The organism is Pseudomonas sp. B14(2022), assembly GCF_012030485.1.
In the GTDB taxonomy this organism is placed as follows: Bacteria; Pseudomonadota; Gammaproteobacteria; order Pseudomonadales; family Pseudomonadaceae; genus Aquipseudomonas.
In genome coordinates this window covers 81,062-107,625 of sequence record NZ_JAAUVM010000004.1, presented here as the reverse complement: position 1 = coordinate 107,625, position 26,564 = coordinate 81,062, and the positions used below count along the sequence as shown (strand labels likewise).

34 protein-coding genes are annotated in these 26,564 nt (G+C 59.2%); 3 read left to right on the top strand and 31 right to left on the bottom strand.

Annotated elements, in window-relative coordinates; all coding sequences use genetic code 11:
• Positions 1-54: 54 nt before the first annotated feature.
• The 14 genes from HCF10_RS08415 to HCF10_RS08350 form a co-directional block, all read right to left on the bottom strand.
• Positions 55-252, bottom strand: a complete 198-nt coding sequence (locus HCF10_RS08415; protein WP_237683078.1) for a hypothetical protein — start codon at positions 250-252, stop codon at positions 55-57.
• A gap of 143 nt (positions 253-395) precedes the next feature.
• Positions 396-1,592 carry a hypothetical protein gene (locus HCF10_RS31315; RefSeq protein ID WP_237683077.1) on the bottom strand — a complete coding sequence of 399 codons (1,197 nt, stop codon included), beginning with the start codon at positions 1,590-1,592 and terminating at the stop codon, positions 396-398.
• A gap of 9 nt (positions 1,593-1,601) precedes the next feature.
• Positions 1,602-2,258 (bottom strand): hypothetical protein, encoded by a 657-nt coding sequence (locus HCF10_RS08405; protein WP_167655272.1) that lies wholly within the window; start codon positions 2,256-2,258, stop codon positions 1,602-1,604.
• Between the two features lie 331 nt (positions 2,259-2,589).
• On the bottom strand, positions 2,590-6,159 hold the full coding sequence (locus HCF10_RS08400) for a phage tail protein (RefSeq protein WP_167655271.1): 3,570 nt from the start codon (positions 6,157-6,159) through the stop codon (positions 2,590-2,592).
• A gap of 58 nt (positions 6,160-6,217) precedes the next feature.
• Entirely contained in the window at positions 6,218-6,811 is a 594-nt protein-coding gene (locus HCF10_RS08395) for a tail assembly protein (protein WP_167655270.1), read from the bottom strand.
• A 55-nt stretch (positions 6,812-6,866) separates the two neighbouring features.
• Positions 6,867-7,289: a hypothetical protein gene (locus HCF10_RS08390; protein WP_167655269.1), complete on the bottom strand. Its 423-nt coding sequence runs from the start codon at positions 7,287-7,289 to the stop codon at positions 6,867-6,869.
• 21 nt (positions 7,290-7,310) lie between these two features.
• Complete coding sequence (gene bamE / locus HCF10_RS31670; protein WP_167655268.1) at positions 7,311-7,598, bottom strand: outer membrane protein assembly factor BamE domain-containing protein; 288 nt, start codon at positions 7,596-7,598, stop codon at positions 7,311-7,313.
• Between the two features lie 32 nt (positions 7,599-7,630).
• Positions 7,631-8,386 carry a C40 family peptidase gene (locus tag HCF10_RS08380; protein ID WP_167655267.1) on the bottom strand — a complete coding sequence of 252 codons (756 nt, stop codon included), beginning with the start codon at positions 8,384-8,386 and terminating at the stop codon, positions 7,631-7,633.
• A gap of 2 nt (positions 8,387-8,388) precedes the next feature.
• On the bottom strand, positions 8,389-9,141 hold the full coding sequence (locus tag HCF10_RS08375; protein WP_167655266.1) for a phage minor tail protein L: 753 nt from the start codon (positions 9,139-9,141) through the stop codon (positions 8,389-8,391).
• Positions 9,142-9,152: 11 nt separating this feature from the next.
• The gene (locus tag HCF10_RS08370) at positions 9,153-9,491 is read right to left on the bottom strand and encodes a phage tail protein (RefSeq protein ID WP_110625737.1); all 339 of its coding nucleotides are present in this window, start codon (positions 9,489-9,491) and stop codon (positions 9,153-9,155) included.
• Entirely contained in the window at positions 9,491-12,547 is a 3,057-nt protein-coding gene (locus HCF10_RS08365) for a phage tail tape measure protein (RefSeq protein ID WP_167655265.1), read from the bottom strand. The genes HCF10_RS08370 and HCF10_RS08365 overlap by 1 nt, the downstream gene beginning before the upstream one ends.
• 27 nt (positions 12,548-12,574) lie before the next feature.
• Entirely contained in the window at positions 12,575-12,877 is a 303-nt protein-coding gene (locus tag HCF10_RS08360; RefSeq protein WP_167655264.1) for a DUF1799 domain-containing protein, read from the bottom strand.
• A 17-nt stretch (positions 12,878-12,894) separates the two neighbouring features.
• Positions 12,895-13,275 carry a phage tail assembly chaperone gene (locus HCF10_RS08355; protein ID WP_167655263.1) on the bottom strand — a complete coding sequence of 127 codons (381 nt, stop codon included), beginning with the start codon at positions 13,273-13,275 and terminating at the stop codon, positions 12,895-12,897.
• 3 nt (positions 13,276-13,278) lie between these two features.
• Complete coding sequence (locus tag HCF10_RS08350) at positions 13,279-13,935, bottom strand: phage tail protein (RefSeq protein WP_042572016.1); 657 nt, start codon at positions 13,933-13,935, stop codon at positions 13,279-13,281.
• Positions 13,936-14,103: 168 nt separating this feature from the next.
• Here HCF10_RS08350 and HCF10_RS08345 point away from each other — a divergent pair, with 168 nt between their 5' ends.
• Positions 14,104-14,610, top strand: a complete 507-nt coding sequence (locus tag HCF10_RS08345; protein WP_167655262.1) for a hypothetical protein — start codon at positions 14,104-14,106, stop codon at positions 14,608-14,610.
• A gap of 8 nt (positions 14,611-14,618) precedes the next feature.
• Here the strand turns inward: HCF10_RS08345 and HCF10_RS08340 are convergent, their stop codons facing one another.
• From HCF10_RS08340 to HCF10_RS08310, 7 genes are read right to left on the bottom strand one after another with little or no spacing between them, the layout of a single operon-like run.
• A complete protein-coding gene (locus tag HCF10_RS08340) occupies positions 14,619-15,038 on the bottom strand; it encodes a phage tail terminator-like protein (RefSeq protein WP_167655261.1) in 420 nt (139 codons plus the stop codon).
• A complete protein-coding gene (locus HCF10_RS08335; protein ID WP_167655260.1) occupies positions 15,035-15,691 on the bottom strand; it encodes a hypothetical protein in 657 nt (218 codons plus the stop codon). The genes HCF10_RS08340 and HCF10_RS08335 overlap by 4 nt, the downstream gene beginning before the upstream one ends.
• Before the next feature lies 1 nt (position 15,692).
• On the bottom strand, positions 15,693-16,085 hold the full coding sequence (locus HCF10_RS08330) for a hypothetical protein (RefSeq protein ID WP_167655259.1): 393 nt from the start codon (positions 16,083-16,085) through the stop codon (positions 15,693-15,695).
• Between the two features lie 2 nt (positions 16,086-16,087).
• On the bottom strand, positions 16,088-16,465 hold the full coding sequence (locus tag HCF10_RS08325) for a hypothetical protein (protein ID WP_167655258.1): 378 nt from the start codon (positions 16,463-16,465) through the stop codon (positions 16,088-16,090).
• Positions 16,466-16,475: 10 nt separating this feature from the next.
• The gene (locus tag HCF10_RS08320) at positions 16,476-16,781 is read right to left on the bottom strand and encodes a HeH/LEM domain-containing protein (RefSeq protein ID WP_167655257.1); all 306 of its coding nucleotides are present in this window, start codon (positions 16,779-16,781) and stop codon (positions 16,476-16,478) included.
• A 55-nt stretch (positions 16,782-16,836) separates the two neighbouring features.
• Complete coding sequence (locus tag HCF10_RS08315; RefSeq protein WP_167655256.1) at positions 16,837-17,814, bottom strand: phage coat protein; 978 nt, start codon at positions 17,812-17,814, stop codon at positions 16,837-16,839.
• A 3-nt stretch (positions 17,815-17,817) separates the two neighbouring features.
• Positions 17,818-18,555 (bottom strand): hypothetical protein, encoded by a 738-nt coding sequence (locus tag HCF10_RS08310; protein ID WP_167655255.1) that lies wholly within the window; start codon positions 18,553-18,555, stop codon positions 17,818-17,820.
• Between the two features lie 187 nt (positions 18,556-18,742).
• On the opposite strand from HCF10_RS08310, the gene HCF10_RS08305 reads away from it, so the two are divergent.
• The gene (locus HCF10_RS08305) at positions 18,743-19,174 is read left to right on the top strand and encodes a hypothetical protein (protein WP_167655254.1); all 432 of its coding nucleotides are present in this window, start codon (positions 18,743-18,745) and stop codon (positions 19,172-19,174) included.
• Between the two features lie 2 nt (positions 19,175-19,176).
• Here HCF10_RS08305 and HCF10_RS08300 read toward each other — a convergent pair whose 3' ends face one another.
• From HCF10_RS08300 to HCF10_RS08265, 8 genes are all read right to left on the bottom strand, one after another.
• Complete coding sequence (locus HCF10_RS08300; RefSeq protein WP_167655253.1) at positions 19,177-19,662, bottom strand: DnaT-like ssDNA-binding protein; 486 nt, start codon at positions 19,660-19,662, stop codon at positions 19,177-19,179.
• 8 nt (positions 19,663-19,670) lie between these two features.
• Positions 19,671-20,783 (bottom strand): minor capsid protein, encoded by a 1,113-nt coding sequence (locus HCF10_RS08295; RefSeq protein WP_205885579.1) that lies wholly within the window; start codon positions 20,781-20,783, stop codon positions 19,671-19,673.
• Positions 20,701-22,161 carry a DUF4055 domain-containing protein gene (locus HCF10_RS08290; protein ID WP_167655252.1) on the bottom strand — a complete coding sequence of 487 codons (1,461 nt, stop codon included), beginning with the start codon at positions 22,159-22,161 and terminating at the stop codon, positions 20,701-20,703. Before HCF10_RS08290 ends, HCF10_RS08295 begins: the two co-directional genes overlap by 83 nt.
• Positions 22,161-23,480: a phage terminase large subunit family protein gene (locus tag HCF10_RS08285; RefSeq protein ID WP_167655251.1), complete on the bottom strand. Its 1,320-nt coding sequence runs from the start codon at positions 23,478-23,480 to the stop codon at positions 22,161-22,163. The genes HCF10_RS08290 and HCF10_RS08285 overlap by 1 nt, the downstream gene beginning before the upstream one ends.
• Positions 23,455-23,931 carry a DUF2280 domain-containing protein gene (locus HCF10_RS08280; protein ID WP_167655250.1) on the bottom strand — a complete coding sequence of 159 codons (477 nt, stop codon included), beginning with the start codon at positions 23,929-23,931 and terminating at the stop codon, positions 23,455-23,457. The genes HCF10_RS08285 and HCF10_RS08280 overlap by 26 nt, the downstream gene beginning before the upstream one ends.
• Positions 23,932-23,962: 31 nt before the next feature.
• Positions 23,963-24,586, bottom strand: a complete 624-nt coding sequence (locus tag HCF10_RS08275) for a putative metallopeptidase (protein WP_167655249.1) — start codon at positions 24,584-24,586, stop codon at positions 23,963-23,965.
• A 299-nt stretch (positions 24,587-24,885) separates the two neighbouring features.
• Complete coding sequence (locus HCF10_RS08270) at positions 24,886-25,191, bottom strand: hypothetical protein (protein WP_167655248.1); 306 nt, start codon at positions 25,189-25,191, stop codon at positions 24,886-24,888.
• On the bottom strand, positions 25,188-25,379 hold the full coding sequence (locus HCF10_RS08265) for an alkaline phosphatase family protein (protein WP_167655247.1): 192 nt from the start codon (positions 25,377-25,379) through the stop codon (positions 25,188-25,190). The genes HCF10_RS08270 and HCF10_RS08265 overlap by 4 nt, the downstream gene beginning before the upstream one ends.
• Before the next feature lie 98 nt (positions 25,380-25,477).
• On the opposite strand from HCF10_RS08265, the gene HCF10_RS08260 reads away from it, so the two are divergent.
• Positions 25,478-25,843 (top strand): hypothetical protein, encoded by a 366-nt coding sequence (locus HCF10_RS08260; protein WP_167655246.1) that lies wholly within the window; start codon positions 25,478-25,480, stop codon positions 25,841-25,843.
• A gap of 9 nt (positions 25,844-25,852) precedes the next feature.
• On the opposite strand, the gene HCF10_RS08255 is transcribed toward HCF10_RS08260, so the two are convergent.
• Together HCF10_RS08255 and HCF10_RS08250 are read right to left on the bottom strand one after the other, a co-directional pair.
• Positions 25,853-26,197: a hypothetical protein gene (locus HCF10_RS08255; RefSeq protein WP_167655245.1), complete on the bottom strand. Its 345-nt coding sequence runs from the start codon at positions 26,195-26,197 to the stop codon at positions 25,853-25,855.
• Entirely contained in the window at positions 26,194-26,532 is a 339-nt protein-coding gene (locus HCF10_RS08250) for a hypothetical protein (protein ID WP_010211438.1), read from the bottom strand. Before HCF10_RS08250 ends, HCF10_RS08255 begins: the two co-directional genes overlap by 4 nt.
• Positions 26,533-26,564 lie beyond the last annotated feature (32 nt).

The following is a 26,564-nucleotide window of genomic DNA, read 5'->3' as shown; positions in this document are numbered from 1 at the left end:
TTCTCCAGGCAAAAATAAACCCGCTCATGGCGGGTGGTGGTGTTCGGTATCGAATCAGGTGGGCGCTATAGGACGCTTGCTGCTGTCGGGGAAGTCAGGGTTTGTGTCGGTCCACTTGCGCAGGGCCAGCCAGTATTTCTGCCACTGCTGAGCGGTGCCGGGGATGTCTTCCACGCCGTACTCGATGGCGGTAACGTTCTGCTGGGCGAAAGGCATCTGTTCTTCGCGCCACTGGTTTTCTATTTCTATCAAACCCGCTTTGCTCTCGGACCATCCGGGGAACAACCAAACTTGATCCCCGGATACAGGGGGGGGCTCAACAGCGATGCCATCTTCGGGAGCTTCGCCATCCGTCGCATATAGGTAGACCCCTTCCGCGTTAACGTAATACTTCATCATGACATTACCCTCGCTATAATCTGGCTGTTAGCCGGGGTCATGACTACCGCACCCGTTGAACTTTGCAAAAGACCCATTTGATTTGAAAACCGGATGGTTAGTGTGGTTGCTGTCATACCAATAATCTGACAACCCCAGTAAGCACCGCCATTTACATAAAACGGTACTTTTACCCTTGTCCCTACCGGATATCCCGACAGCGCCGCCGTAAGCACCGCCTCGAATTCTACAACCCTTGGTTGACCAAGACTGTGTGTGAATACAAGGTCACTGTTAATCACCCAACTTGTTTGCTGGCTTTCAAAGTATTTCGTGATTACTGAACCTTTGGCATCTAGGGCTGACTTCAAATCTGTCTGGTCTGCAAGAGTACCAGTGATGCCTCCCCAAGAAACTGTGGTGTTCACTGGCAACCAAGTACCAAGGCTTGAGAGAAATCTTGTAGCACCCGCACTTGGAGCTGGTACCAGCCCCCTTGTTCCAGCTCCACCAGTTCCAGCTCCACCAAAGTTTGGAAGACCTGATTGGGAACCAGTACCACCCTGTGCTACAGAGAGTGGAGTAGTCAGACCGGATAAAGAGGTAATATCACTATTAGCACCAGAGTTTGCTTTGTTTGCAACAGATGCAGCACTATCGGCAGCCTGTGTAGCACTGTTAGCCGCAGCAGTAGCACTATTTGCAGCATTAGTTCTGCTTGTAGCGGAGTTTGTTTCTGATGTTTTTGAATTAGTCTCTGAGACCTTCGCTGCATTTTCACTAGCTTTCGCCGCCACCTTACTAGAATTTGCACTAGTGGCTGAAGATGCAGCATTTGTTGCGCTAGTATCTGAGGCTGCTGCACTACCCTGGGAGGCAGTTGCAGCGTCTGCTGCTAGTTTAACTTGGGCGGAAACGTCTGTACCTACCTGTCCAATAACCTGTGTTGCGGCTCGCAAAGCATCAGCCGAGTCCTTGACGTAACCCTGCATCGGCGCAAGCGAGTAACCGCCAGCTGCGAGAGTGGCACCCTGGTAATTCGGAGCGATCGACAATGCCGTGTCGCTGGCAATGTTGGTGACTTCGTACCATCCACCGTCAGGCCCGCGGAATGCATCGCCGACGCAGGAGTTCGCAATGAAGGATGTCCCCGTGCCGATCACAGCATTGCCGCCCGCCGTTACAGAAACTGTTCCCGTTTTGTACCAGCCCATATAATCCCCCTACGAAATTGGTTTGGCCCAGACAACTGGGGTATATAAGGTGGTCTGAATATCGACACCAACAACTTGAATAACGAGTCTGTTATTTGCGTAATCCCATACCGCATACATGTTTCCTTGTCGAGACGTACCGCCTGCAACATCCATCGCAATATTATTCAGAAGCATATAGTCGCCCGTATTAAGTGGGGTATAGGCCGTCCAGCTCAATCTATAAACACCCTGATCAGTCTGCACAGCCCCGAGATAACTCCAGCCGGTAATCGTCCTCGTGAATTGCGCAGCCGGTGTTCCGCTATCAAAAAGCAACTTTGATGAAGCATCCCAAATTCTGAAACCGAAATTAGCTGTAGGCACCGATTTAAACGCACTCGCAAACCAAGATCCTGAAGTCCCTGTCCCGGAGATTCCCTTGAAGGAAAATCCCGTCCAATTACCGGATGCTCCATTGATCATACAAAAGGAAAGTGTGTTCGATTGGTTAAGTCTTACAAACACAAGGGGAGGTTCTTCGGAGGTAATGGCCTTCGCAAAAGGAACAAACACTCCAGAACCATTACCGCTCCAAGTGCCTCTATCTAGTGTCACGAGTCGTGAGAATTCCGAATCCAGTACGACAACGTCATTATTATTTGAAAATTCAACGCCAAATGACATTACCTGTACCTCATGACTAGGAGCCTCTGTGGACTTAATCCAATGGGGCCAGTATTCGTACCAGGAAATCCGTAATACACCGTGACCCCGCCATTTGAAACTAGCGGCGTATATTGAATTGCATAGTTACTCTGTGCAGTAGTGTCGTACGCAGCGATAGGAACGCAGACAGCTGAGTGAGTGGCTGGCGAAACTCCGGCAATGGCGATGAACCTGCTCCTGCCCTGCCCGCCGCCGGACTGAACGATTTCCGAGTAAACAATCCGAACGGTGAACGAGTTTTCATCAAGCTCAAGGAGGCCGGTCGGCCCCCAAACTCTTACCCCGTAGCTCATGCGGAAAGGTCTCCCCACTGGTAGCGCTTGGCTCCGTTCTCGTCGAAGACCTTGCCGCCGCGATTGTTGATCGTTTGGCGACCGCCAACGCCGACGGTGCTGTTCAATTCAAACTCGCCTGTCACAAAGTTGATCATCAGCCCGGTTTTCCCAGGCACATAGTTCGCCGACTGAATGCTCTGGGTAAGCTTTGCCACGCCAATAGAAGCGTCCTGGATGAAGGCCGAGTTCATGAACACCTGGCCGCCCTGCACTGCGAACGGGATGCTTACAGCTCCGCCAGCAATGGTGTTGACCAGGGCGAATCTGTCAGCGCTGACCAGAAACTGGCTTTGCAGAACCCCTTCAACGTTCTCGATTCCGAGGCCGACACCTGCGTACACGTACTGCCCGTTTTGATTGAGCTGCATCTTCACGGACCACATGGTGGAGAGCTTGCCGTCGGTGTCGACCTGAGCCTGGCTCACGGTTTGAACCGCCGCTGAGGTCTCGCCGAGCTCTACGCCGATCTGCTGGATGGCCTGGGCCGTCGCTTGCCGATCCGTGACCACTACGCTTTCCAGATCGGTCACAGTACCCGCGACTTCGCCCACCGACGCGGTGAGTTCGGTCTGGCGCTGCACCATGGCTTCGTTCTGCGAGGCGCGCGTCTTCACTTCCTGCGCGAAACTCGCCGAGGCGTTGTAGCCCTGGAGCGCATCCGCCAGATCGCCCTCTCCGGAGTCATCCCGATAGGCCGAACGCAACGCCTGAAGACTCGACGCCTGGGCCGTGACCACACCGTCCAACTCGGTGATGCTGGTAGTGTTGATCTCCACCTGCTGCGCCAGGCCGTTGGCGGTAACCAGCACCTGACCCACGTCTATCCAGTAACCGACGTTAGGCGGCGCAGTGTTGACGGGCACCGGGCCGGTGGCCTGGTAGATCCTCTTGCCCACCACCACCAGGTCACCCTCGATATAGGTTTGTTCAGGGTCATAGGCCGACAGCCCGTCGAGCGCATCAATCTGCGCCTGCAGACCCGGTATCTTGTCGATTTCGTCGACGATGTCCTGGCCAAGCTCTGTGCGGCCGATCTGTCCGGCGATCAACTCCAGCACCGGCGCCGCATCCGCGCTGGCCTGGCCCATCACGCCATTACCGACCGGATAGAACGGACCGACGTTGCCAGTGCGATCCACCAGGCGCGCCCAGAAGAAGAACTGCGCGCCCGCCTGGAGCGCCTGCATGCTGTAATCCGCCTGGGGGTGCGCCAGGTCGGCCAGTTTGGTCGCCGCCGACAAGTCATTGGCCTGGCCATACCACAGCTCGGTGCGCTGGGTGTCCTCGGCGCCAGCAGGGAAACCCCAGTGAATACCGATGCCGAACAGTTCGCTGGTGGTGGTCAGGAACGACACCGCCGGCGGCAAGCCGACCTTCCCTTCCAGGTTGGTCAGGTTGGAGCTCTTCCAGACCGAAGATATCTCGAAGGCGCTCACCGACCGCACCCGCGCCAGGTAGGCGCCCGAGTAAATGCCGGTGACGTCAACGCTCGTCGCGCCCGTGCGCTGCAGCTTGATCCAGTTGCCGCTGTCCTTGCGCCACTCCACGTCATAGGCGACAGCACCAGCTACGGCCGGCCACGAGATATTCATGGTGCTGATCGCAATACCCTGATTTACGGCGTAGCTCGATGTGAGCGTGACGCTTGCCGGCGCCGGAACGACAGTGATCGGCACAACGCTGATTGGGCGCTCTTCCAGGCGGGCGCCTGTGTCGATGTGATCGAACTTGCTCGGATCGTACTGCACCGCCGAGATTTCGAAGACGCCGGGCTCTGGCCGCGCCACGCTGACCACGCGATAAAGCGGGATGGCCAGGTCGTCAGCATCCAGTGCCCACACCAACTCAGGCTCGGGCGCAACAGAGTAGGCGACCGTAACGGTGACCTGCCGGCCGCTGACGAACTGCACGGTGCGCCCCTCGCACTTGCCGTCAGGCAGGTTGAGGATCAGACGGTCGCCGGGCTTGGCCTGGGTGTCGCGGTCCAGGGTGATGACCTTGCCATTCACTGCGGAGATACGCCCACCCACGGGGCGACCCGCCAGCAATTCGTCCGCGATCGGGATCACGTAGCCCGGGAGCGGAATGCGCCCATCGAGGCCGACCTTGAAAGTGACGGCGCGGTCCTTGGAGTTGGTGAGCAGTGCCCACTTACCGCGGCGCTGGGCCTCGGATTCGCGGGTGCAGCCGATTGCGCTGATCTCCAGCGGGTTGTCGCCATAGCGCCGCTGCAGCTTGGCATCGGTCACCGCCGTGACATCGGTGTCGTAGTTGTTCAGCGGGTTGTCATAGCTGATCAGCGCCCGCGTGTAGCGGGTGCGCTCCGACGCACTGGAGTAAGTGAACTTGCCGTCGATGACGTTCGCCCGGGTGTAGGCGAAGTCGAAGTCGGTAGCGCGCGGCATATCCGCGAGGGTGAACACCTGTCCCTGGGCCCAGTAAGTCATACCCCTGTAGATCGTGGAGATGTCGCGCAGCAGCGACCAGGCGTCAGCCTTGCTCTGCAGGTTCAAGTTGCAGATGAAGCGCGGCTCCTGTCCACCCTTCCCGTTCGGCACCAGTTGGTCGCAATACTGCGAGATGCGGTACAGCTCCCACTTGTCCACCATCCACGGCTTGATGCGGCGGCCAAGGCCGAAGCGGTCTGCTGTGGTGATGTCATAGGTCATCCAAACCGCGTTGTCGGTCCAGGCCTGCTTGAACGTGCCGTCCCAGACACCTGGGTAAGTACGCGACACCGGATCGTAATTGCTCGGCACCTGCATCTTCTTCAGCTTGGTCTCGACCGTTACGGCCGGGATGCTGCGGAACTGCTCAGCGGAGAACTCGATGTAGAGCAGCGCAGTATTTGGGTAGCGGATCTTCGCGTCGATCACCTCTGTGAAGCCGGCGATCTGCATGGTGTCGGAGATTTTGTTGTTGCTCTGGTTGACGGTCAGGCGCGTGATTTTCATCAACCAGCCGGTGGTCGCCTTTGGAAGATCAATACGGCGTGTCCGCTCGTACAGGCTGGTGGTCTTGCCGTCGACAGCCTCGCTCAGCACCTGCTGATAGGCACCGCCATCGGTTGCCAGCTCAACCTTGTATTCGATCCGGTAGCCATTGACGTTTCCGCCAGAGTCCACGGACTGAAGCGCGGGCCACGCAAAACGAACGCGCACAGCGGAGAGCTGGGTATTGCTGATGGCCCGCACCCACGGCGTCCCGCTGCGTAGCTCGGTACTGATGGTGGTCTCGTTCTCGACCGAAGGGATGCCCTGGATATAGCTCTGATCCACGGCCCCGGTGCGCCACTCCCACTTCACGTTCGGGAAGTTCATGTTGCCCTGGGGGTCTTGAAGCGGCGTGTTGTCGAGGTAGATGTCTTTGGCCGTGGGCGTGCCTTCAAACTCTCCCTCCCCTACAGCGATCAGCATCTTGGCGATCGCGACAGAGCGCAGACTATCCGGCGCTTCGGTTGGCGTTTTTGGCTTATCGGAGCCGCCCTTAGCGCCGTAGATGTCGAGCTTCTGTGCTGCGCCCATGTTTTTCTCCAGGCAATAAAAAACCGGCTCATGGCCGGCTGTAGTGCTTCGGGTTTCGTTACATCTGATCTTCTGCGTAGATCGCGGCGCTGATGATCGCTCCGCCGACCCGGCGCTTGCCGTAGCAAAGCGGGACCGGGTTACCCGATGCAGTGGTGTTCTTGGCGCTGCCGAAGGCGTAGCCGGGCGTGTTCTCGGGTGCCGCGCTGGTCTTCAGGCCGCTGGCTTGAGGGCTCAGCATCTGGATAACACCGCCGGCGACAAGACCAATGCCCGCTCCTATGAGCGGAGTACCGAAAGGCGTTGCAGAGAAAACAACACCCACAACAATCAAGATCGCACCGACGATGGTTTGAAGAATACCGCCGCGCTTGCTGCCTACGACCACGGGCGCAATGCGGATGTCTCCGGAACCGTTGTAGCTCAGTTCCTTCTCCCCGATATTGCGCTTATCGCGAAACACCGCGAATTCAAGGCCGCGAGACTTGGCATTCGAAAGAAATCGCTCGAATCCAGGGATCTGCACGCATAGTGCTTTGATCGCCTCCGCCGGCGATTTCACCGCGAGCCTGAAGGACTTTCCGAACTGTCGGAGCTGCCCGTGCAGGCGAATCGTCGTCATGGGTTGGTAGTTGATCGCTGATGCCTGCATCACTTTCTCCGGGCAATAAAAAACCGCCCGGAGGCGGCTTCAAGGTTTTCTTGATTCAGTTGTAATCGACATAAGGCCCTATGTAGAACCCAGCCATGTCGCCGCTGATACGGTACAGGCTTTCCTTGCCTGGCTGCACCGTTGCTGCGATGGTTCGAATTGCAGCGCCCGCGCACAAGCCAGAGCCAGCCAGGCCTGCGCCGAGATTGGGCGACCCCGGCGGAAGGTAGAATGTGGCCCGCTGACCAGTTCCGATCTTTGCAGCCCTGCGGCCGTCGATATAAACAACGATGTCGCAACCAGATCCGACCGCGCCAGAGTCGCGCACCACGGTGATTTTTCCGCTCTCGCCAGCCGGTTTAGTCTGGAAGGCATATACCTCGTCAGACGGAACCGGCTTCGCATCCCGCACCGAGATCGCCGATGAGGCACACCCCGCCAGTATCACTACCGCTACCGCCGCTATCAAAATCCGCATGTCGTTCCCTCTTCGGTTTGTCTATTTGAAGCTCGTCGGAATAGTTGGCACCTCAACGACCTTGCCGTCCACCATGCGGAAAGAGACAACTCGGCTCGCTCCAGTCATACCGTTCGCGTGGCTCCAAATCCACATTTGCCCATCGGCGCGGGAAACCACCGAGTATGGAGGCCCCATGATTTGAGTCACCTGCTCCTCAGTCATCCCTATCTGAACCCTCCTGGCATCGTCATACGAAAAACTAGTGCCAGCACATCCTGAAAGCACCAGAGCCAGAAATGCGGCCGCCGCGAAACCGATAATCCTCATGATCGATCCTAATCCTGAAAGTGGCGACTGTATCACCGAGCTTCCCGGTGGCGAAGTATCAAGCGCGTTCGGTCATGCCAAGGGCCGCCGTATACGATTATCTCGGATGGCCTGCCGTACAGGTGGTGCAGCAGGAATGGGCCCGGGCCGAAAACGCCCGATTCCTCACCATGTAGCGCCGGATCAGTGCCTAGGTAGATCCCGGCATGGTTCGGGTGAACTGTCCGCCCGACGTGCATGACGACCATGTCGCCACGCTGTGGGCGGTCGACACGCACGAAACCGGCAGCCTCGTAGTTCGCCTCGTACAGGCTGGCGTTCTCCGCACTCTCCCACCAACCATCGGTGCGCTGGAATGCTTCGAACTCAAGGCCCCACTCACGTTGATACCAGTCAGCGCAGACCTGCCAACAGTCCCAGGCGCCGTGCACGAACGGCCGTTTGAGCAGCGGCGTGCTGCCCGTTGGCGTGATCGTGCGCATGTCGCCCTCGGGCCAGGACAGAATGTGCCAGGGCAGCGCCGTGGCCTCGCACATGGCCAAGTCATGCGGTGACGGCCTGCTGGTGGCGTCCGGGTGCGAGTGAACGATGCCGATCACCTCGCCCATGTCTTCCGCCGCAGCATAGTCCTCGGGATCAAGCCGGAACTCTTCGTTCGGCTCCGTGGCGATGTTCCGGCACGGGAAGTACTTTTGCTTGCGCCCGATGGCGAGCAGCAGGCCGCAACATTCTTTCGGATACTGGGCCGCCGCGTGCGCCTGGATGGCCGCAATGATGTGCTTGCGCATGTTCAGCTCCGGGCTATGAGGGAAACGGCAGGGAAGCCACCGAAGGACAGTTCGTTGTTCTCACCGAAGCGCAACTTGCACGACGACAGACAGCCTTTGCACTGATCCAGGGCGGGGTCGTCCGTTGGGTTGTCCTCGTCGTCGAACATGGCGGCGCCGGTGTAGCCGCAGTCAGGCCCCCGATAACCGTTCGTCATGGCCCAGTGGCAGAACGTGGTCATCTGCCGCCCGGGCAGGCCGTGGTTGTCGATCTCACCCGGCGAAGAAAGCTCCCAGACCACCGCCTCACCGTCCTCGCTGGTTTTCTGGTCGATGTACCAGATCTCCAGCGCCTCCTGCGTCGGGTCTGCGGTTGGGTTGCCCTCGGGGAAGTTGGCCGCATCGAGGTACTGGGCCAGAGTCTCGCGGACTGTCAGCTTGAACTTGAGCATGTCCTCGAAGGCCAGGCACAAAGCTGTAACCCGTCCATTCACGTTGCCCGCGGCGAAGGTCGGCCGAGAGGCGGCGCCGTCGCTGCTCGAGGAAATACCCTCAATCTGCACCGGCCAGGCCGCGTACTCCTGGCCCTGCCAGATAATCGACTTGGCGGGTAGTTCCTCTTCTGAGCCCTCGTAGGCCAGCAATTCCTCGGGCGTGTGCGGGATAGCGAGACCGTGGAAGCGAAGGTAATCGGAGCCGTATTCGGTACCGTCAATTTCGAACAGGCGAATCTCGCCGCCGGGCTCCAGTTTCTGGATGTCCGTGATCAGTGCCATGGGCAGTTATCTCAGGGATGAAAGGTTTGCTGGAAAGTCGCGGTGATGGCGTAGACCTGGCCTCCACGGTGCACTGGCTTGTAGCCGTTGCACTTGTAGAGGCCCAGCTCACCGAGGGGCGGCTCCCACAGGAAGCCCTTCGCCCCTTTGTGCCGGTCGAGGAACGCCATGATGTCCTTGATGCGCCCCTTCAAGCCCGTGAAGGTCACGGGCCATGATTGCGACCGGTTATTGAGGCCATCCTCGACCGACTGCTCGTAGCCATCGCCAAACTGCTTGGAGCGGACGCGCTGGGAAATATCGCCCTCCGCGCCCTTCTCTGTCGCCCAGGTGAATCGTTCGATAGCCATCATCGCCCCTTAATTGCGTTGTTGATGACGCCGCCCTGGCGCATGTCCCTGCTCCGCAGTTCCTGATACTTCTGCTCAACGAACGTCGCCAGCTCCTTGCCGAACAGGTCATAGCCGGGAGCGTCAGAGGTAGACGATGCATTGCCTTCACCGTCGATGTGCACCTCGACATTGATCTGCGTGGCACCGGTACCACCGCCGCCCATTGCCATAACCCCAAGCTTGCCGCTAGACGTCCTGGTCAGAGGCATGATCGCCTCTTCCCCAGCTTCGCCCATGACGCCGGTTTTGCCATTGGCCATCCCGAAAGCCGTGGGCTTGCTGACGATGGAGTTCGTGAACGCACTACCGTCGGCGAACATCTGCACACCGCCCGACCATGCGCCGCCCTTGGCTTGCGGAAAGTAGGTGCTGGAGTATCCGGCAGATGATGCCCCGAGGTTTGACGACGTGGCACCGGCAGACCCGGCAGCCAAACCATTGCCTCCACCAGCAGCGCTGCCCCCAAAGTAGCTCGCCGCCGCGCCAACCAGACTGCCCAGCAATGCGGAGCTGGCTTGGCGGGTCGCGATACGCGCCATGTCGGCCAGGATCGATTTGGCGAAGTCCGAGAACGACGCCTTACCGGTCATGGCAAAGTTGACGATGGAATCCTCCATGGAACTGAAGGCGTTGCCGAACAGGCTTTTGGTTTGCCCGGCGATGTTGCGCGCCGAATCCAGGTAGTTGTCCCAGGCTGCTGTCGCGCCCTTAGTCCAATCGCCCTGGGCATTCTCCACATCCGCATAATTTTGCCGGATCTGGTCGGTGGCGGCCTTGTTCGCGTCTGCGAGCGCCTGCGACTTCCGTTTAAACTCTTCCTCCGACATGTTGCGCGACGGATCAGACTTCTGATTGGCGAGCTCCAGCGACTGCTGAGCAAACCGATCCTGCTGGCTGTTCAGTTCGCCGCCGAGCGCGTTCTGTCGATCGCCCTGCCCAACGCCGAGCACTGCGCGCTGGCCTGCCAATTCCAAAGCCCGCTGTTGCTGCCCCAGCGCCTGCACGTACGTGCTGATCGCCCGCTCCTGCTTTGCCAGGCGCCCGGTTTCGTTGGTGGCGAGCACTTCAAGCTGGCTGTCGGCATCCTTCTGCGCCTTGATCATTCCTGCGCGCGCGTCGGCGATCTTCTGGTCGAGCTGAATGCTCTGCGCCGCCGAGGTGCTCTTCTTGGCCTTGGATGCTTCCAGGGCCGAGATCTCGGCCTCGTAGGCCGCCGTGACCTGATCAAGCTCGTTGCCGATCAAGGCCTGACGACGTAGAAGATAGTCTTCCTCGGACAGCAGGCCGGCTTTCTGCGCCGCTTCCAGCTCCTTCTGGTAGTTTTTGTAGGTGTCGGTGATCGCCGCCAGGTTGTTCTTGGCGTTGTTGAAGCCGGTCAGATCGACCTGGGTACCAGCGGCTTTCGGGTCCTTGAACTTGTCGTTGATGTTGGCGATGTTTTTATCGACCGTAGCCTGGGCCAGGCGCGGATCATTCGGCGCTACCTTGCGGATATCGTCGAGTTGTTTTTTGTAGTCCTTGAGTGCATCGGCGCGTTTTTGCTCATTCGTCCACGAGGACTTGGTGAGAGCGTCAACCTTTTGCATAGAGGTGATGGCGGCTTGTTGGGCCTTTGCCTGATCGCCTTCCAGCTTTGCAATTTCAGCCTGTGCCGCCTTCTGGTCCTCAAGCATATTCAAGCGGTTTTGATAGAAATCAATCATCTCCTGCTTGTTTTGGAACAGACCAACGTCGCCGGACTGCGCACTTGCCAAGTCTCGGCGGGCCTGTTCGATGTCGGCGCCGATGTCCGGGCGGCCGATATTCTTGAGGCTGTCGGCGGCCCGTGAGACTGCGTTGTAACCTTTCTCCCAGAAACTCAGGTTCTCCAGAATCTTCGGCGTGCGCTCGTTGATAGCGTCGGCATAGGACTCGGTAGCCAGCTTCACGGCGCCAGCGTGATCGCGTTGTTCTTCAAGAGCGGCGATCTGAGAGAAAACCGAGGCGGTTAGGTAGTGGTACTGCTCGTTAAGCGCCGCGGATGCCTTGACCGGCTCGTCTGCCAACTTGACGAACTCGGATACGGTCTCGCTGACAGCCTTGCCGGTAGCTTCCTGCATCGACACGGCGGCCTGGGTGATACTGGCGAAACTCTCGCCGGCGATCTTGCCGTTGTCTGCCAGCATGGCCAGAGCCGCCGCTGCCTGCCCGGTGGTCCCGACGGTAGCGCCGACCTGACGCGCCATGTCGCCCAGTTGTCCGGCACTCAGGCCGGCGTAGTTGCCGGTGAGGATCAGCGACTTGTTGTAGCTGTCCTGCTCTTCGCTGCCTTTGTGGTAGGCATACGCCAGGCCGCCTACGGCTGCGGTAGCCAGAGCCAGAGGCGCCAAGATGGCAAGCAACCCGGCAGCACCTGCACCGGCACCGGCGCCCAACTGAGCCACGGCACGAACACCACTCCCCCAGTCACCCGACGACAGCGCGTTACCCAGCTGTACAACGTTTTCCTGTGCCTGGCGGGTGCCGAGTCGCAGTTTGTCGAAACCGGTGGTGGTCTTTTCGAGCTTTCCATAATCCTTGTCGATCTTGGCCAGGGCGCTGTTGTACTGGTCCTGGCTGATTCGACCCTCGTCGAGATGCTTACCCAGTTGCTCAACCTGCGTGTCCAGCTTAGCCAGCGCGGCACGGGCCGGGTCAATAGCCCCCAGTAGGCTGTTGAGGGCCTTCTGCTCGTCCATAGCGGACTTGGCCAAGGCCACCTGCTGCTTGTCGAGCTGCGCCGAGATCTTCGCGGCCTCGGCCTCGCCATAGGCGCCGGTCTTGGTCAGCTTGGCGAGAGCGTCACGCTGCTTTGCCAAGTCTTGGGTGGTTTTGGCGCTGGTGGACAGCGACTTTTCCAGCGCCTGCATTTCGTTCATCAGCGAAACGGCGGACTGCTCGGCCCGGCCGCCGGCCTTCGCCATTTCATCCAGACTCGTTTTCGCCTGGATTGCATCGGCCGAGTCGATCTTGACGCCGAGTTCTGCAATGTTCATCGACTCACCTTGAATAAGTGCCCGCGGTTACGGGCTGTTTTCCCTCTCCTCCGCCATGACGCGCAGAGCCTCGCCTTCCAGCACCTGGAGGTCTGGGAAGATTTCAGCGAGTTTCTTTTTCTTGATGCCGAGGAAGCCGGCCACGTCGCGGATGCAGCTGTAGTCGAGACCGATCGCGCCGCCGACGCCTGCTCGCCACTGAGTGGACATTCGGTTGAATAGGAGGAAGGCAGGCCAATTGCAGGGCCAGACCTCCACTTCTTCAACCAGGTCGCCAGGGGCAAGGCCGAACATGCCGATAATCGTGTCGGGCACGCTCGGCGAGTACATCGCGCGGGCGGCGTCAGTCAGTTTCCCAGGCGGGCCTGACTGTATGCGCCTTCGTAGGCCTTAACGACCGCCTCGGCGGCACCCTGGCAGGACTTCACGAATGCGACGATGTTGTCGTCGCTGTATTCATCATCAAAGCCCCAGCCGACTACCAGGTCCTTGATCTGCCGGGTTTGCTGCTCGGTGTCCACGGCAACCACTTCCGACCAAGAAGGCTTGTCGCCCAGCGCGGCCCGCGCCTTGTTCCGCGCCTCGTTCCATTCATCGAACAGAGCGGCAAGCTCTGTGCGATCCCGGTACTTGAAAGTGAACTCGACCTTCTCGGGTTCGCAGCCGACGATCGGGATCAGCACGGGCGCATTGAACGTAGCCTTTTGCGCAATACGGATCTTAGCCATGGGTTACACCGCCGCGGTCAGGTAGCGGGTCGGCTCGGCCTGCAACGCCAAGCTGACGGTACGGGTCAGCAGGTTGTTGCGGGACACCGCTGGCTGCTTGGAGAACGATGTGTAGGTGCCGTACAGCAGGGTGTCGTTACCGGGCAGGTTCAAGCGCGCTGCTTCGATCTGCTTGCCGGCGTCCGCCTTCAACAGCACCCCGTTGAACGCCTGGGCCGGGTCATCGGCGATGGTGAGCACCATACTTGCCGCTGATTTGTCGGTGGGGATCTGCTTGCCTTGGTCATCCTCGAGGAACACCACATCAAGGTAGTTCTGTTCGCCGCCGGAGAAGGCCACGTCGGAGATTTGCGGGATCTGCACCCAGGTCAGCACCTTGCGCATCGTGCCAGCGCCGCCAGCGACCGGATAGACCTGCGTGTCGGTAGTGTCGATGCCTTCCAGGGTAATCGCCGTTGCCGTCGCTGCCTTCACGCGAACCACCTTGCTATCGAGCTTGCTCCAGCCAGACGTCAGCAGAACAATATCGCCGGCAGCGATGGTGCCACCTACAACGGTGGCCACCGCCTCGCTCGCGTTGCTGATGGTGGCGAACGCCAGTGCAGCGGCGTAGGTTGCGGCGTGCTGGAAGGTGCCACCGTTCGGGAGTTTGTAGCCCATGGGGTATTTCCTCTTTTCAGATATGAAAAACCCGCTCGGTGGCGGGTTCTCGGGTTGCCCAATGGGCGTTGTTTTAAGGCTCGCAATGGAGCTCTGATGCAATAGATTGAATGTGCGCCCTTGAACGAGTATTTAGATGGGGCCTTCTAACCAGATCAAGGATGAGTAATGTTCAAATTTTTCTCTGTCGCTGTAGCAATTTGTATCGTTAGCGGTTGTGCGACTGCGCCGCCCGCACCTACTCGACTTGCTTCCCAGAACCCGGACATAGTGCTTGGCACCTCTCAAAATGGATGGCCCACCTTGCAGGAAATGCGCTTTAGAGATGCCAATAAGGTATCAGTAGATCAAATCCAGTTTTGCATGGTTCAGCAGATAACAAATGACTCGATATCGCCCGTGAGCGATCTCTCGAAGCAACGAGTGGTTATGCTAGGCACGGGCAGCTATTACATAACAGTGATGGGCACCAGCCTGAGATCACTGACGAAGTACACGCTCGTCGCAAGCAGCAAAGGAACTGGGGTTGAATATGTATTCCGCAATATTTTGGTTAACTCCGGATACGGTTACAACGAACTAAACGCGGCAGACGAGGCGACTATGCATGTCGAGGCGCTACACAAATCGCTCGAATCAGTCGCCGCCAAAATGTCCAATTGTCTAGCCGAATGAAACCGGGCTTATGCGGCAACATCGGATCTATATGAGAACGAAACAGAGACGGTGTAGGCAGAGTCGCCTGTGATGCCAGGGCCTGGGTCAACTGGCGACATGGTCACCACGGTGACCGCACCCTTCGTGTCCCTGGCGTATAGCGGGAACAGGTCAACCAGTTCTGTGGTGATGGGGTTGGTCTTGATCTTGCCGGTGCCCGCCGGTGCGATGATGCTGACCTGAAACACGCCGGTGAACAGCCGGTGATCACCGCCGAGTGTGTTGCTCGTGGTGTCTCCCGGGATAGTGAAGGCCCGCAGATAAGTCTCGCCCTCCGCTGGCGCGTAGGCCGTGTTCTCGAAAACGATCTTGAGCTTGTCCGACCTGGCAGCGTTCCAGGCAAGCAACTTGGCCTCGTATATGGACGCGATGATGGCGTGGCTCATACCTGGTTGTTCCTTGTGGCTTCGTCGACGATCTGTTGGAAGCGGGCCAGGGTAATCCGGACCATGCCGCCGGGAGCTTGGGTCGAATGCCCATACTCCAGCGGGATGCCGTACGGAAGATTGTTCACGATGTAGGCCGTCTCGCCAGCCGTAAGTGCCTGGACCTGCAGTCGCAGCTTGGCCAACGTCACGCCGCCAGCAGGATCGACCTGTTCAAGCGTGCCCTCCGCCGGCGTGCCGATGGAAAACTGCCAGTTCCCCCGAAACCGCCCACCGACGTAGTCCCTACCCGCGACCAACCCGTTCACGTTGAAGTTCTGGTCGCGCTCGGTCTTGGTCAGGGGCTTGGCGTACTTCACGCCTCGCCTCAGCTTGCCGGCCTTGGTGAAGTTCGATTCGTTGAGGTTGATGACGGTATTGCGCACGGCGACCTTGAAGTCGTAGTCATCGGCTGCCTGGGTGTTCGCCTGGCGGTGCGCAACGTTCGCCGCCCAGATCTCTGGATTGCCCACGGGCGACATGCGGATCACGCTGCTGCCGATCTCGATAACGATCTCTCGGATGGTTGTGTCGATACCGACCTGAGCGCGCTCGGCGAAGTCACGAATGTTCTCGGCAAAGCTACCGTTCATGCTCGCGTATTTATTCGCCATGTCACTTCCTCAGTTGAGCCGTCCACGTAGCATCCGCTGGGTCCGATGACACGTTCATCACCCGCAAGCCGTTGATGATGTCGCCAATGGCCGGCGCTGCCGGCACCGCCATCGGCACACCTGCCTCCGAGACGAATAGCTCGTTTTGCAGCACCAGCAGCTTCTTGTCGGTGGTCTGGATAAGCGATCCATCGATTTCCTTGGAAAGGTAACTGCCCAAAACACCGCGCCCCATGTAAGTAACAGTGGTGTCTGGCGTTTCGCCCCCCAGGTCAGGGTCATACTCGCCCGCAACCTTGCGCACGCCAGCCAAAGGTTTTACCGCATCGGCCAGGCCGTCAGCATCATCGAACGCTTCGGCCAGCTCGGCCTGGATATCTTCGCGCATACCCATGATCAGATCCTTTTCAGCATCATCACGCCGGAGCGCGTGATCCACGGCTCTAGCAGCGCCAGGGCGAAGTTCACGCCCGCCGACTGATCGGTAGAGCCTGCCACGTAGGTCTTGCTCACGGACGTACCGGACTGAGCGGATACTGTCTTGCTCTGCACTTCCTTCTGCGTGGCAGTGTACAGCTTGCCAGCCGCTGCCTCTTTGGCAACCTGGGCGCCGGCTGTTTTAATCTCGGCCGGGACCGGATCGGGAACAGCCCGCTTAATCTTGGCCGTCAGCCAGGCGTTTGCCATGGTCACAGCAAGGACCGGATCACCGGTGCCGGCCCAGTCAGGACCGAGCTGGGCGTCAACATCGGCAACGGTGATGAAGTCGGTCATGTGCTTGTCCTTATTCCGCTGGCACCAGGGCCTGCAGGTCTTCTTTCTTGGCGGACGGGTCGAAGGCAATGCCCTTCTCGGTCAGCCATTCTTTCAGCTCGGGGACCTTCATTTTCAGAGGATCGGTTTCTTTGCTCTCCGACTCCTTGCCGTCGGAAACCTTGATCCCGACGGCCTGGTAAGCATCGAAGATATCCGGTGCATCGCCATCAACGACCACCTCAGTAGCGGAACCAATGACACCGAAGAATTCGCTCAGCAGCCGGTAGCATACGCCGCGCTCTTTGCCCGGATTGTCCGTGTAGATCACTTTCATGAGTCACCTCAAAAGCATCCCGGCGCCACACAGGCGCCAGGCTGTGTGGGCCGCGTTACGGCGTGGTGGTACCGCTGATCACAGCAGCGAACGGGACTTGCTTGCGGCTGAACACACGCTCCCAGTTGCCTGCGGAGGCGTACTGAGTCGCGGTTGGGCTGAGGTTCTGAGCTTCGGAACCCTTCCAGCTGAAGCCGGCAGGCTGGAGGATGTAGGTCTTCCGCTCCCACAGCACTTCGGCACCACCACCGTTACCGCCGCCCGGCTTACGCTCCAGCTCTACCGGCACCTTCGGAGTACCTTCGCCGTAGCCGAAAGCACCCTGGCCGAAGAACACGGACAGGTACTTGCCCGCGCCATATACCAGGGCATCATCCATGAACACCGGCTTACCCAGGTAGGTGGCCAGGATGATCTTGCCGTCGGAGTCGCGCAGGTACTCGATGAGATCCTGCTTGACCATCTGGTTCATCACGACTGAGTGCACGCCGATCGCGCCAAACTGGTCAGCGGCATCGCCCGCGGTGAACGCAGCATCCTGGAAGGCGTTCGCGCTGATGGTCGCGCCCGCGTCGATGACCATGTCACCGCCGTTGTTGGCAATGTTCGAAGCAATGATGCCGCGAGACGCGCCGAGGGTGTAACGCTGCCACTGGCGGGTCCAGTAGGTGCCGAAGCGGTTGCGGATCTGCTGCTGAGGCTCGCTGTTAGCCAGTTCGGCCGTCAGGTCAGCTACGCCGTAGCCTTTGTTGAGGTACAGAACCCGAGCACGCATGCTGTCCTGGGTGACCTTGCCGACTTCGCCTTGGTCGTTCGGGTCGTCGTTGCTGATGTTCGGCGCTTCATCGGCGTTGAGATCCTGCCAGTAGCTGATTTCGGCGGTGCCCTGGCTGCCGGAGGCGATCGCGTCAAGCACAGGGGAGCGAGTCACGATGCCCGACTCGTATACAGCGGTCTTTTCCGGGCTGTTAACCGGCGCCAGGGAGGCGTAGTAGTCACCGACGAAAATGTCGGTCAGTTGGGTAGTTGCCATGGATTAGGTTCCTTTGGTGGCCTGGATTTTCTTGAAGAGATCGGGATTGTCTCGGGCGATCGCAGCGCGCTCGGTTTCCGTGTACTCGCCCCACTTTTTCGTGGCCTTGCCACCTTGATCGCCGGTCTGCCCGGCACCCTGAGCCCTTGGCCACAGGTGTGTTGCTGTTTCACGCAGAGATTCCGCCCATTCGAGCGGCGACAGCGGGGTCTTCCCGTCCTTCCCGTAAACGACCTCGCCGTCACGGTCGGTGGCAATTGCCTCACCGTCTTCACTGAGTTTGAAAGTGCCCCGGGCGCGAAGAATGATGTCCTCAGCAGCTTCGGGGAGCGCGCCGGCCTTGATGGCAGCAGCGCGAATGGAATCGGCCAGCACCTTGTCGCTGTACTTCGCAGCGAACTGCTCGGCCTTGTCGGCACGGGCTTTCTCGGCGGCGAGCTTGGTGTCGTAGTCGGTGCGCAGGCGCTCTGTGCGGCGGGTGATGACCTCGTCCAGCTTGCCCTCAGCAATCAGCTTGGTCTCTTCATCCTGGCCAACCTTGGTCAGCAGCCCTTTCACGGCAGCGATGTCCAGGCCTTCAAACTGGGACTTGAAGCCGTCCAGCTCGGTCTTGGTGGTCCGGAGCGAGCCAAGCAGCTCGGTGTTTTTGTTCTTGAGGCCCAGTGTGGCCGCTTCCACCGCTTCGGCGATCGCGGATTTAACTGCCGGGTCTTCAAGATCAATCTGGTTTTCGTCTGCCACTTGGTGCACCCCTTGGGTTTGGTCGGCCCGCTTTGCAGGCATAAAAAAACCCCGACATGGTCGAGGCATAGATACTTTCGCGTCATTGCTGTTACCCAATTGCGCAGCGCCGTCCGAACTCCGGTACAAGCGGGAATCCTAACTACACTCCTTCCCGAGCCATGTCGGCTCACGACAGGAGAGTGCTATGCAAAATTCTGCGAAGACAGTGCTATTTGCTATTGGCGCATCAGGGATTTCAGGGTGCGCTGGAATTGATCTAGGGAAGGGTGGACTTACATACTACGATCCAGTGCCTTACATCTTGGTTACCAACAATAAGGACTGCTCACAGGGGGTGACCGCAGTCACGCTACCTGGCAAGCAACGGTCCCTGAAATTCAAAAGTGGACTTGGCTCAGCGAAGCTTAATGTGAGCCTTGAAAACGGAATGATCAAAACAATTGGCCAGGAAACCGATACTCAAATCCCTCAAACAATAGCAGCACTGACTCCAATTCTTCCCGACAAATCAACACCAAAAAAATGCATTCAGGAGTCGACTCTAATCGAAAGCGGGACTCTGGGGTTTCCGTTCATTTTGCCTAAACCTAAGCCTGACAATACCCCGGACGTTTAAACCTACCTGACAAGTCTTAAACCACGCATCACCAAGTAATCTGCAAACTGTGTCCGGCTTGATGTATATGGAGGTGGTCGCATACGAAAGCCTGCGGTGTCTCGACTTAGTCTTGTGCGCCGGCCGTCAGGCTCAGTGCAATGCGTCGGCTCTTCGATCTGGAATCCCTGCTCGGCGGCATATAGCTCGACCGCCAGCCTCACCTGGCCCCATTCAAGCTCAAAGGGCACGAATGTCTCGGAAAGCGTTTGGTATTCGATCTTGCAGTCACGCCGCGGCCAGGCCATTGCCTGTTCAGGATTGGCTTTGCGCCCTTTCCACTGGCGACCGTTGATGTCGGCCGCAGCGCGCAGCAGCAGTTCGACCTGCTCAGCCTCAGCTTCAGGTATCCGGAACCCGTAGTAGTCGCGGTAGAAGATCAGCTTCTTCAGCGGGACGAAGCTATTCGCATCTGGCCTGCCCTTCCCGTCCTCAACGATGATCTGCATGCGCTATCTCAACCTGGTTGAGCGCCGAGTGTAACGCCTGCTCGGGTGAACATGTCAGGCTCTGCATCCTTCAACTGTGCCAGCGTCAACGGCTTGAACGATTTATCAAGTTGCAGCTTGGCGAACTTCTCCGGCGTTAGCCCGCCATCGCGGAACAACTTGCCCCGGACAGGCCCGAGGGCGTGATCCTGGAAGCTCGCCGGTTGCGTGGCCAGCCACTCGTAATAGTTCAGACCTGCGTCGACCTGAGCCCCACCTTTATCGCCCACCGAAGCGCGGGTGGCGCCCTTGGCGAACATCTCCGAAAGCCTGGTGGTCGGCACCGTGGTGGACCGGCAGTTGATGTGCGCCGGCGGCAGTGGACCTTTGCCCAAGTCGAAGCGCATACCGTCCAGGCCCTTGCACTGTTGCGAGGTCTTGCGGTCGAGCGTCGACACCCACCGGTATCCCAGCACCACATCGCTGTTGGCCTTCAGTGTCTCCATCCGAGCCGTCGTGGCCACATGCTGGATTGCCGTCTGCACCACAGAGGCGGCGTTGCGGTTGCTCACCGCCAGGACGCCGTCCGTGAAGTTCTGCGCCGCGGTACCGCGAATCGCCTGAATGATCTGAGCATTGGTCTGGCCCTGGCCGAAACCAAGCCGGATCGTGTTCGTGACACGCATCGTCTCGGTGCGAGTCCAGCCGCTGACGAAGCTCTTCAGCAGTTTGCCGCCGTCGATACCCTTCACCTGCAGCGGATAGGAGAACACCGCTGCACGGATCACCGCGTTGCTCGGCACCACTGCGTCGATGGAGAGCGCATTGCTTAGGCTGTTGGCCTCAAAGGTCGACTCATACAGCGCGATATCGACCAGATCCGCCTGCACCAGGTCGCCGTAGGCCTTGTAGATGTCCAGCAGCTTGCCGTCCACCCGCGCCAGGAACTGCTCAAGCCGGTCCCGGCTGTAGGTGGTCAGCTCCTTGCGGGTGAGTTGATCCCGCACCAGCTTGTCGATCTGGCGCAGGTACTTCTCGAACTTCTTGACCTCGCCGGCCTTAAGTCGCTCCAGCATTACCGAGTGGCGGGTCGTCTGCTCCAGCAGTTGGCTGTCCGCCTGCACCAGGTTTGTCGATGGCATCGTCTTTGTCCAAGTTGATGCCGGCCGACTCGCGCTCATCGCTGATCAGTTCGGCTTCGTCTTCGTATGGGCGCTCCGGCAGCTTGCCGGTGGTGAGGTACTGCCAGTAGGTGTCGGCGCTGATCGTTCCAGCCATCACGCCCTTGAGCAGCTCGGCGAGCACTTGGGCGTCGACCACCGGGGTCACGAACTCAGGGTTTACCTTGAACTTGACCTGCTTAGGGTCGTATCCCTTCCACTCGGCGGCGTAACGCAGCCCCTGCTCCACTGCCTCGGCCACGGTAATGACGATGCTGTGCAGCGTGGCGTGCTGATCGTTCTGGCGCGTCTTCCGCGCCTCGCCCGACTCGGTACCGCCGACGTCCATGACCTTGGCGCCCGCCTCAAGCGCGGCGTTCTTCTGGTCATCCATGGCCTTGCGCACGGCTTCGATGCCGGCGCCCTGGAACTCAAGGTAGCCGCAGGAGCCGGAAGGCCCAAGATCCCATGCCGCCGATGGGCCGGTAACGCTCAACTCCACCGCCTCATCCAGGCCAGAGACCCACGGCTGCGGGTGGCTGGTCTGATGCAGCGACGTGAAGTAGTCAGCGCTCAACTGGTAGGACTTAAGCGCGGCCCGCGCCATGGTCAGCAGCGGCACCTCGTCCACCTCCGGCGAGTTGTCGGTGGAACCGCAGTAGATCACTGGCAGGTAGGCCAGGCCTTTGATCAGTCGGTTATCGGTGCCAGTGGTGCCCAGGGGCCTCTCTTCCTCGACCAGTTCGCCGCCCTCATTGCGTACCGAGGTGTAGCAAACGTCGCCAAGCATGAAGAACTCACGGAACACCGTATCGCAATCATGGCTGTAGCGATCGCCGCCCTTCTTGCGAAACTCGCGGAATACCGAGAGAACCAGGTCCTGCCTGCCGCCTTGATCAGCAGTGTCCCAGTTGATGGCGTTGCGGGTGGCATACGTTGAGAAATACGGTTCACCGCTCTCGTCAATGTTCACCACCAGCGGCACCCGGCCGTGGGAAATGGCCTGGCGCACCATGCGGAAGAACAACTGCTTCAGGCCGAAGCCGTCCGCCGTGGCGTTGTCCTCCAACGCTTTCAGCCCGCTGGGCAGCTCGATCTCCGGGATTAGGCGGGACACCAAGCCCATCATCGAGCGCAACGAGTCGCGCACCCAATGCTCGTACTGAGCGCGGTTCGTGTAGTTCTCGTAGAGGTACTTGTTACCCGCGGCGTCGATCTTCTCGGCCTCAACCATACCGCTCGGCTTGGGCAGGTTGCGCTCGTTGCGCTTCACGGCGCACTCACCCTCGAGCGCGTCGTCCATCATCTCCCACTCGGCGATATGCGCGTCGTAGTCGGGGTTTGTCGATTGCACTGGCATCAGGCCAAGCCTCCAATTCGGCGTGTTCCGCCTGTGCGTGTTTTGATCGGGTACCGCTTGGCAATGAAGTAACCGGGGGCGTCCACCAAGTGGTCATAACCGGCCTTCTTGTCGGGCTCACCCTTTTCCGTGTAGATCTGCCGTTCCAGGCACTGCGTGTATTTCGGGCATTGGTCGACGTTGACCAGGTACCGGTGCTCGCCGTACGTGTTGGCGAACATCGCGCACATAGCGTTGACACGGTCTTTCACCCCTGGGTTAGTCGAATCCACCACCACGGTGAAGCCGGCCTTCCTGAGCAGTGACAGGTCAGACTCGCTCGCGCTCTTGCTGCTCGTGTTCTGGCCGCTGGCGTCTGGGTAGATCGCAATGCTGTGATCAGGGAAGCGAAGCTTGATCTTCTCGATCATCTCCGGTGTGTCGCGCACCTCAGAGAACTCGCTGAGGGCCAATGGCAGCTCGTCACGGATGACATGCACCACGGCGGCCATCTTCATGACGTTAAAGTCCATGCCGATGTGCAGCGCCTCGCCGCGCTTGATCGTCTCGCTGGTTCGGTTCGCCTCACGATTGAACGTGTAGTAGACGACGCCCTGGTAGTTCTCGAAGCTGGCCTCGTATTCTTGACGGAAGGTCCGAGGATCCATCTTGCGGCGGGCAGCTTCCAGCTCTTCGGCCGGAACGTTTCCGCCGTCGAGCGAGGTGTACAGCCAACTCTTATGATCGGGCTCATGGCCTGGCCGGCCATCGAGGAACGTGTCGTAGCAATGGTTGAAGCCCTTGGGCGTGCCGATGCGCAGCGCGTGTCCGCCCTTGCGCATGCCAACGCCCGGTATCGAATACTGGCAGGTAGAGAGCATCGGGCGCAGGACCTCTTCCCAGGCTTCCCACGGGCAGTCTGCCCATTCATCCACCAGGACGAAGAACAGACCTGAGCCCCGCAGGTTGTCGTAGTTGTCGAGCCCCACCACGCGCATGACATGGCCGGACTTGAGCGTGATCGAGCACTCAGTCTCGTTCGGGCGGTGTGCGCGCCACGCCTCGGGGATCGCCTGCTTCAGTCGCCGCCAGAACACGCGCTTGGCCTGCTTGAAGGTAGGCGCGCCGTACCAGATCTCGTCCTCGACGCTTACGCCCCACTCCGCAGCCAAGCGGGCAGCACGACGCATCTCGGCCTTGCCCAGGAACGTCTTGCCGAACCGCCGGCCACACACCGCATCGCGGAAGCGGGCCTCAGGCTGGAAACCCCAGCAGTAAATGTTCGCCTGCTTAGGCGTCAGCTTTACCGGTGGATCAAAGGTACGGGGTAGCGGGGACATTCTCATCAGGCTCCAGGGTGTACTCAGCAACTGCGTGCTGCTGGTCCGCTTGGGAGCCCAGAGGTTTCTCAGGTTCGATTCGGCGATTCACGTAAACGTCGCCCACTTCTTTGGCCGCCTGCTCGTAGAGTTGAGCGGTCAGCGCCAGGTTGCGCATGTTCTCGGCCTTTTCAGCCATTCGGCCGAGGCCACGGAGCCGGAAGGCGCGGTTGGCGATTGGGATCTCTGCGGTCTCTTCGCGAAACCTCTTGCGGGTGTCGTGAAACAGGGTCGCCCACTTCACCGCAAGCCCCTTCCCGGCCGACTTGGTTGGGTCGTGCGTCTCCACCTGCTGGCGGCTCACCACAACCCCGTATTCGTTCTTGACGGCTTCCACTACCTGGGATGGAGTGTCAAAGCACGCCAGCGCCTGAACGATGAAGCTCTTCACCTCATTTTTCAGGGCTGCCATAAATTCTCATCCGTCTAGAGCCTGTCAAGAATCAGGCCGATCTCAGCAGACAGGTTCCGCAGGCCCTCGCAATGTTCAATTTCCCCACCTCAGCAGGACTGTTTGCAGCATCCACCAACGCTTGAACGTCAGGGCTCGCACCGTAGCGGCGGACCACACCGATGAACTCTTCGACGTCGTGGCCCTGCAGCTTGATCTTCGGTGCACCGTCTTGGGTGAATGCTGGTTGACCGTACTTGTCGGTCGCATGAGCCAGGTGATACAGCTCGTGTTCGATCAAGGCGCAGAACTCAAGGTCGCTGCACTGGGCGCAGTAATCGGCTGCCAGGGTGATGATGAAGGCCGGCACGTCGCCGAACCAGTCACGCATTTGTTGCTCCATCCGGGCTTTCTGCCAACCACCGGCACGGAACGCTACCTGCTCGGCTTGACCCAGGACCGTCCTACCCTGCTTCTCGAAGCTCGACGACGCCCACATGATCCGGATGCCTGCATCCAGTAGGTGGGCATGGTCTTCGTTATGAATGCTGCCAGTGTCGGCAAGGATCTCGGCTTGAAGCCATTCCCATACTTCGGGGGCAGGCATCAGGCAGGTGCCGAAATCCGAAAGATCGGATAGCTCGACCAATGACGCAGGAGGACGCGGCCGATTCATACCAGAAGAACCTTCTCAATTCAGAGTTCGCCCCCAAAAGAGGGGCAGATTGCCCGCCTATTCGCGTGCCAGCCCGGCCTAATGAGCGCTCATTAACCAACGAGGCTCGAAGGATGAAAAACACAATTTACTTAGTGCTTGCAGTAGCAGTCGTCATTTTCATGATCGCACCGGAATGTGTGAGGCCCGGGATCGTTGCTTGCCTGCTCAGTAAGCCCTGAAGTTTGCAATCTCGGCTGGGTAGGTTCGTTCGATCGCCTCCCAGTCGGGTTTCTTGGTTGTCATGGGTAATCCTTTAGTTACTGGAACCAGCCAGTGGCCTCTGTGCCGCAACCACGACAGTGCACCGCGCCATTGGCCTGCTTGCCCCGGCGCATGATGAAGAAGTCGTCGGAGCCGCAATTGCACTGGTAGGCCTCATCGCCCTCGGACGGGCCGTAAGGCCACTTGAATACGCCTCGATGGGAATTGCAGGAGGGACATTCCAGATTCCGCTGTCCCGCAGGCGCTACAGCTACCCATTCATGTTTGCAGTGGGTGCAGATGGCCTCGCCGGCTGAGTGCGGTTCACCGGGGCGCTTGAACTCCAGAACCTTTACGGTCATTGCGTCACCATTTGGTGCGTCTGTGCATGGGCGTGGCCGTGGAGCAGGCTCACAATCAGTCCCTGGGGCAATCCAGCAGTCTTGGCAGCATCCACGGCATCAGCAATGGCCTTGTCGAGAGCGCTCACTGCCTTGTTGATGTCCGGGCTCATCGGTAGCGCGTGGCGCAGTCGGGTGACGTTGCTCATCTGCAGAACCTCGCGCCACGATTTGGCGCATTCGAAAACGTGGCGCGGATGAGCCGGGTATACTCCGCTGACTTTGATTTTTTCGAGACTTCGAACCCATGCACGGACGCCTGTATCTCTCTGCGCTACTTCTCGCTGGCCCAGCACTCGCTTCAGAGCCATCCCGCTACAGCTACGACGAAGCTCCTACTGACGGCTACATGTACGCCGTTAGGTATCAGCAGGCCAAACTGGCTTGTGAATCGCTACCTGATGACCTTGAAGCGGACTATGCGAAAGCGATGCGCCTTACCAAAGAAGCCAGCCCCGAATTTGAGCGAACTTACGCCAAAGGCTTAGCGGCAAATCTTAGGTGGCGCAAACCAGCGAAGCCCGAAGATCAGCAGTTGGAGTGCGATCAAAGTCAGCATGCACTGCGCGTGACGGTAAGCCTTGCCCGGCAGTGGTTTCCAGGGGGCTGGTAGGCCCTCGCATTACTTGCTCCGGCGTTCGACACCACCAGGTGCCTTGTCGCAGTGCAGGCAGTGCTCGCAGTTCAGCATCCGGCACAGCCAGGCTTTAACCGGCTGCCAGTACGTGACAATGAAGATGTGGCGAGCACCAGCCAGGGCTAGGGCGACATGCAGTGTCAGGCCCGCGGTGGTCGGGCCGAAGAAGATGTTCTGGCTGCGCACCATCACAACGAAGCCGGTGATGGCGATCGTCGAGTAGATCAGCTTCCCGAGGATGCCGTCCCTCACCTTCCCGCTCAGTACACACCAGGTCGCCCAGGCGGCGATCAGGCCGCAGGCGATGGAATTGATCAGTTCAAGATTCATGGTGGATTGCCTCCCCCGAACCGCTGGCGGATAAGCGCCCAGAGGTCAGCGGCTTTGATGGCTCGGTTGATTGCTGCCAGGAGCGAACCGCCGAAGGTGCCCAGCAAGAAGCCAATCCCGGCAACGATCTTGGGCTCAGTGACATTCAGGTAGGCGCTGACCATGCTCGTCAGGTATAGCGAGCAGGCAACCCCAGTGATCAGGAACACCATCCAGGCTCGCCAGTCGGACAAGTCGTCCTTGTGCCACCAGCTCGCAACAACGGCCCCAATCAGGCCTGCAATCAACAATTCGAACCTGTCGATCTTGTCGAGCAGGCGCTGTAGGTACTCCATGCGCTCGACTCCGTGGGGCATGATTAATAAAA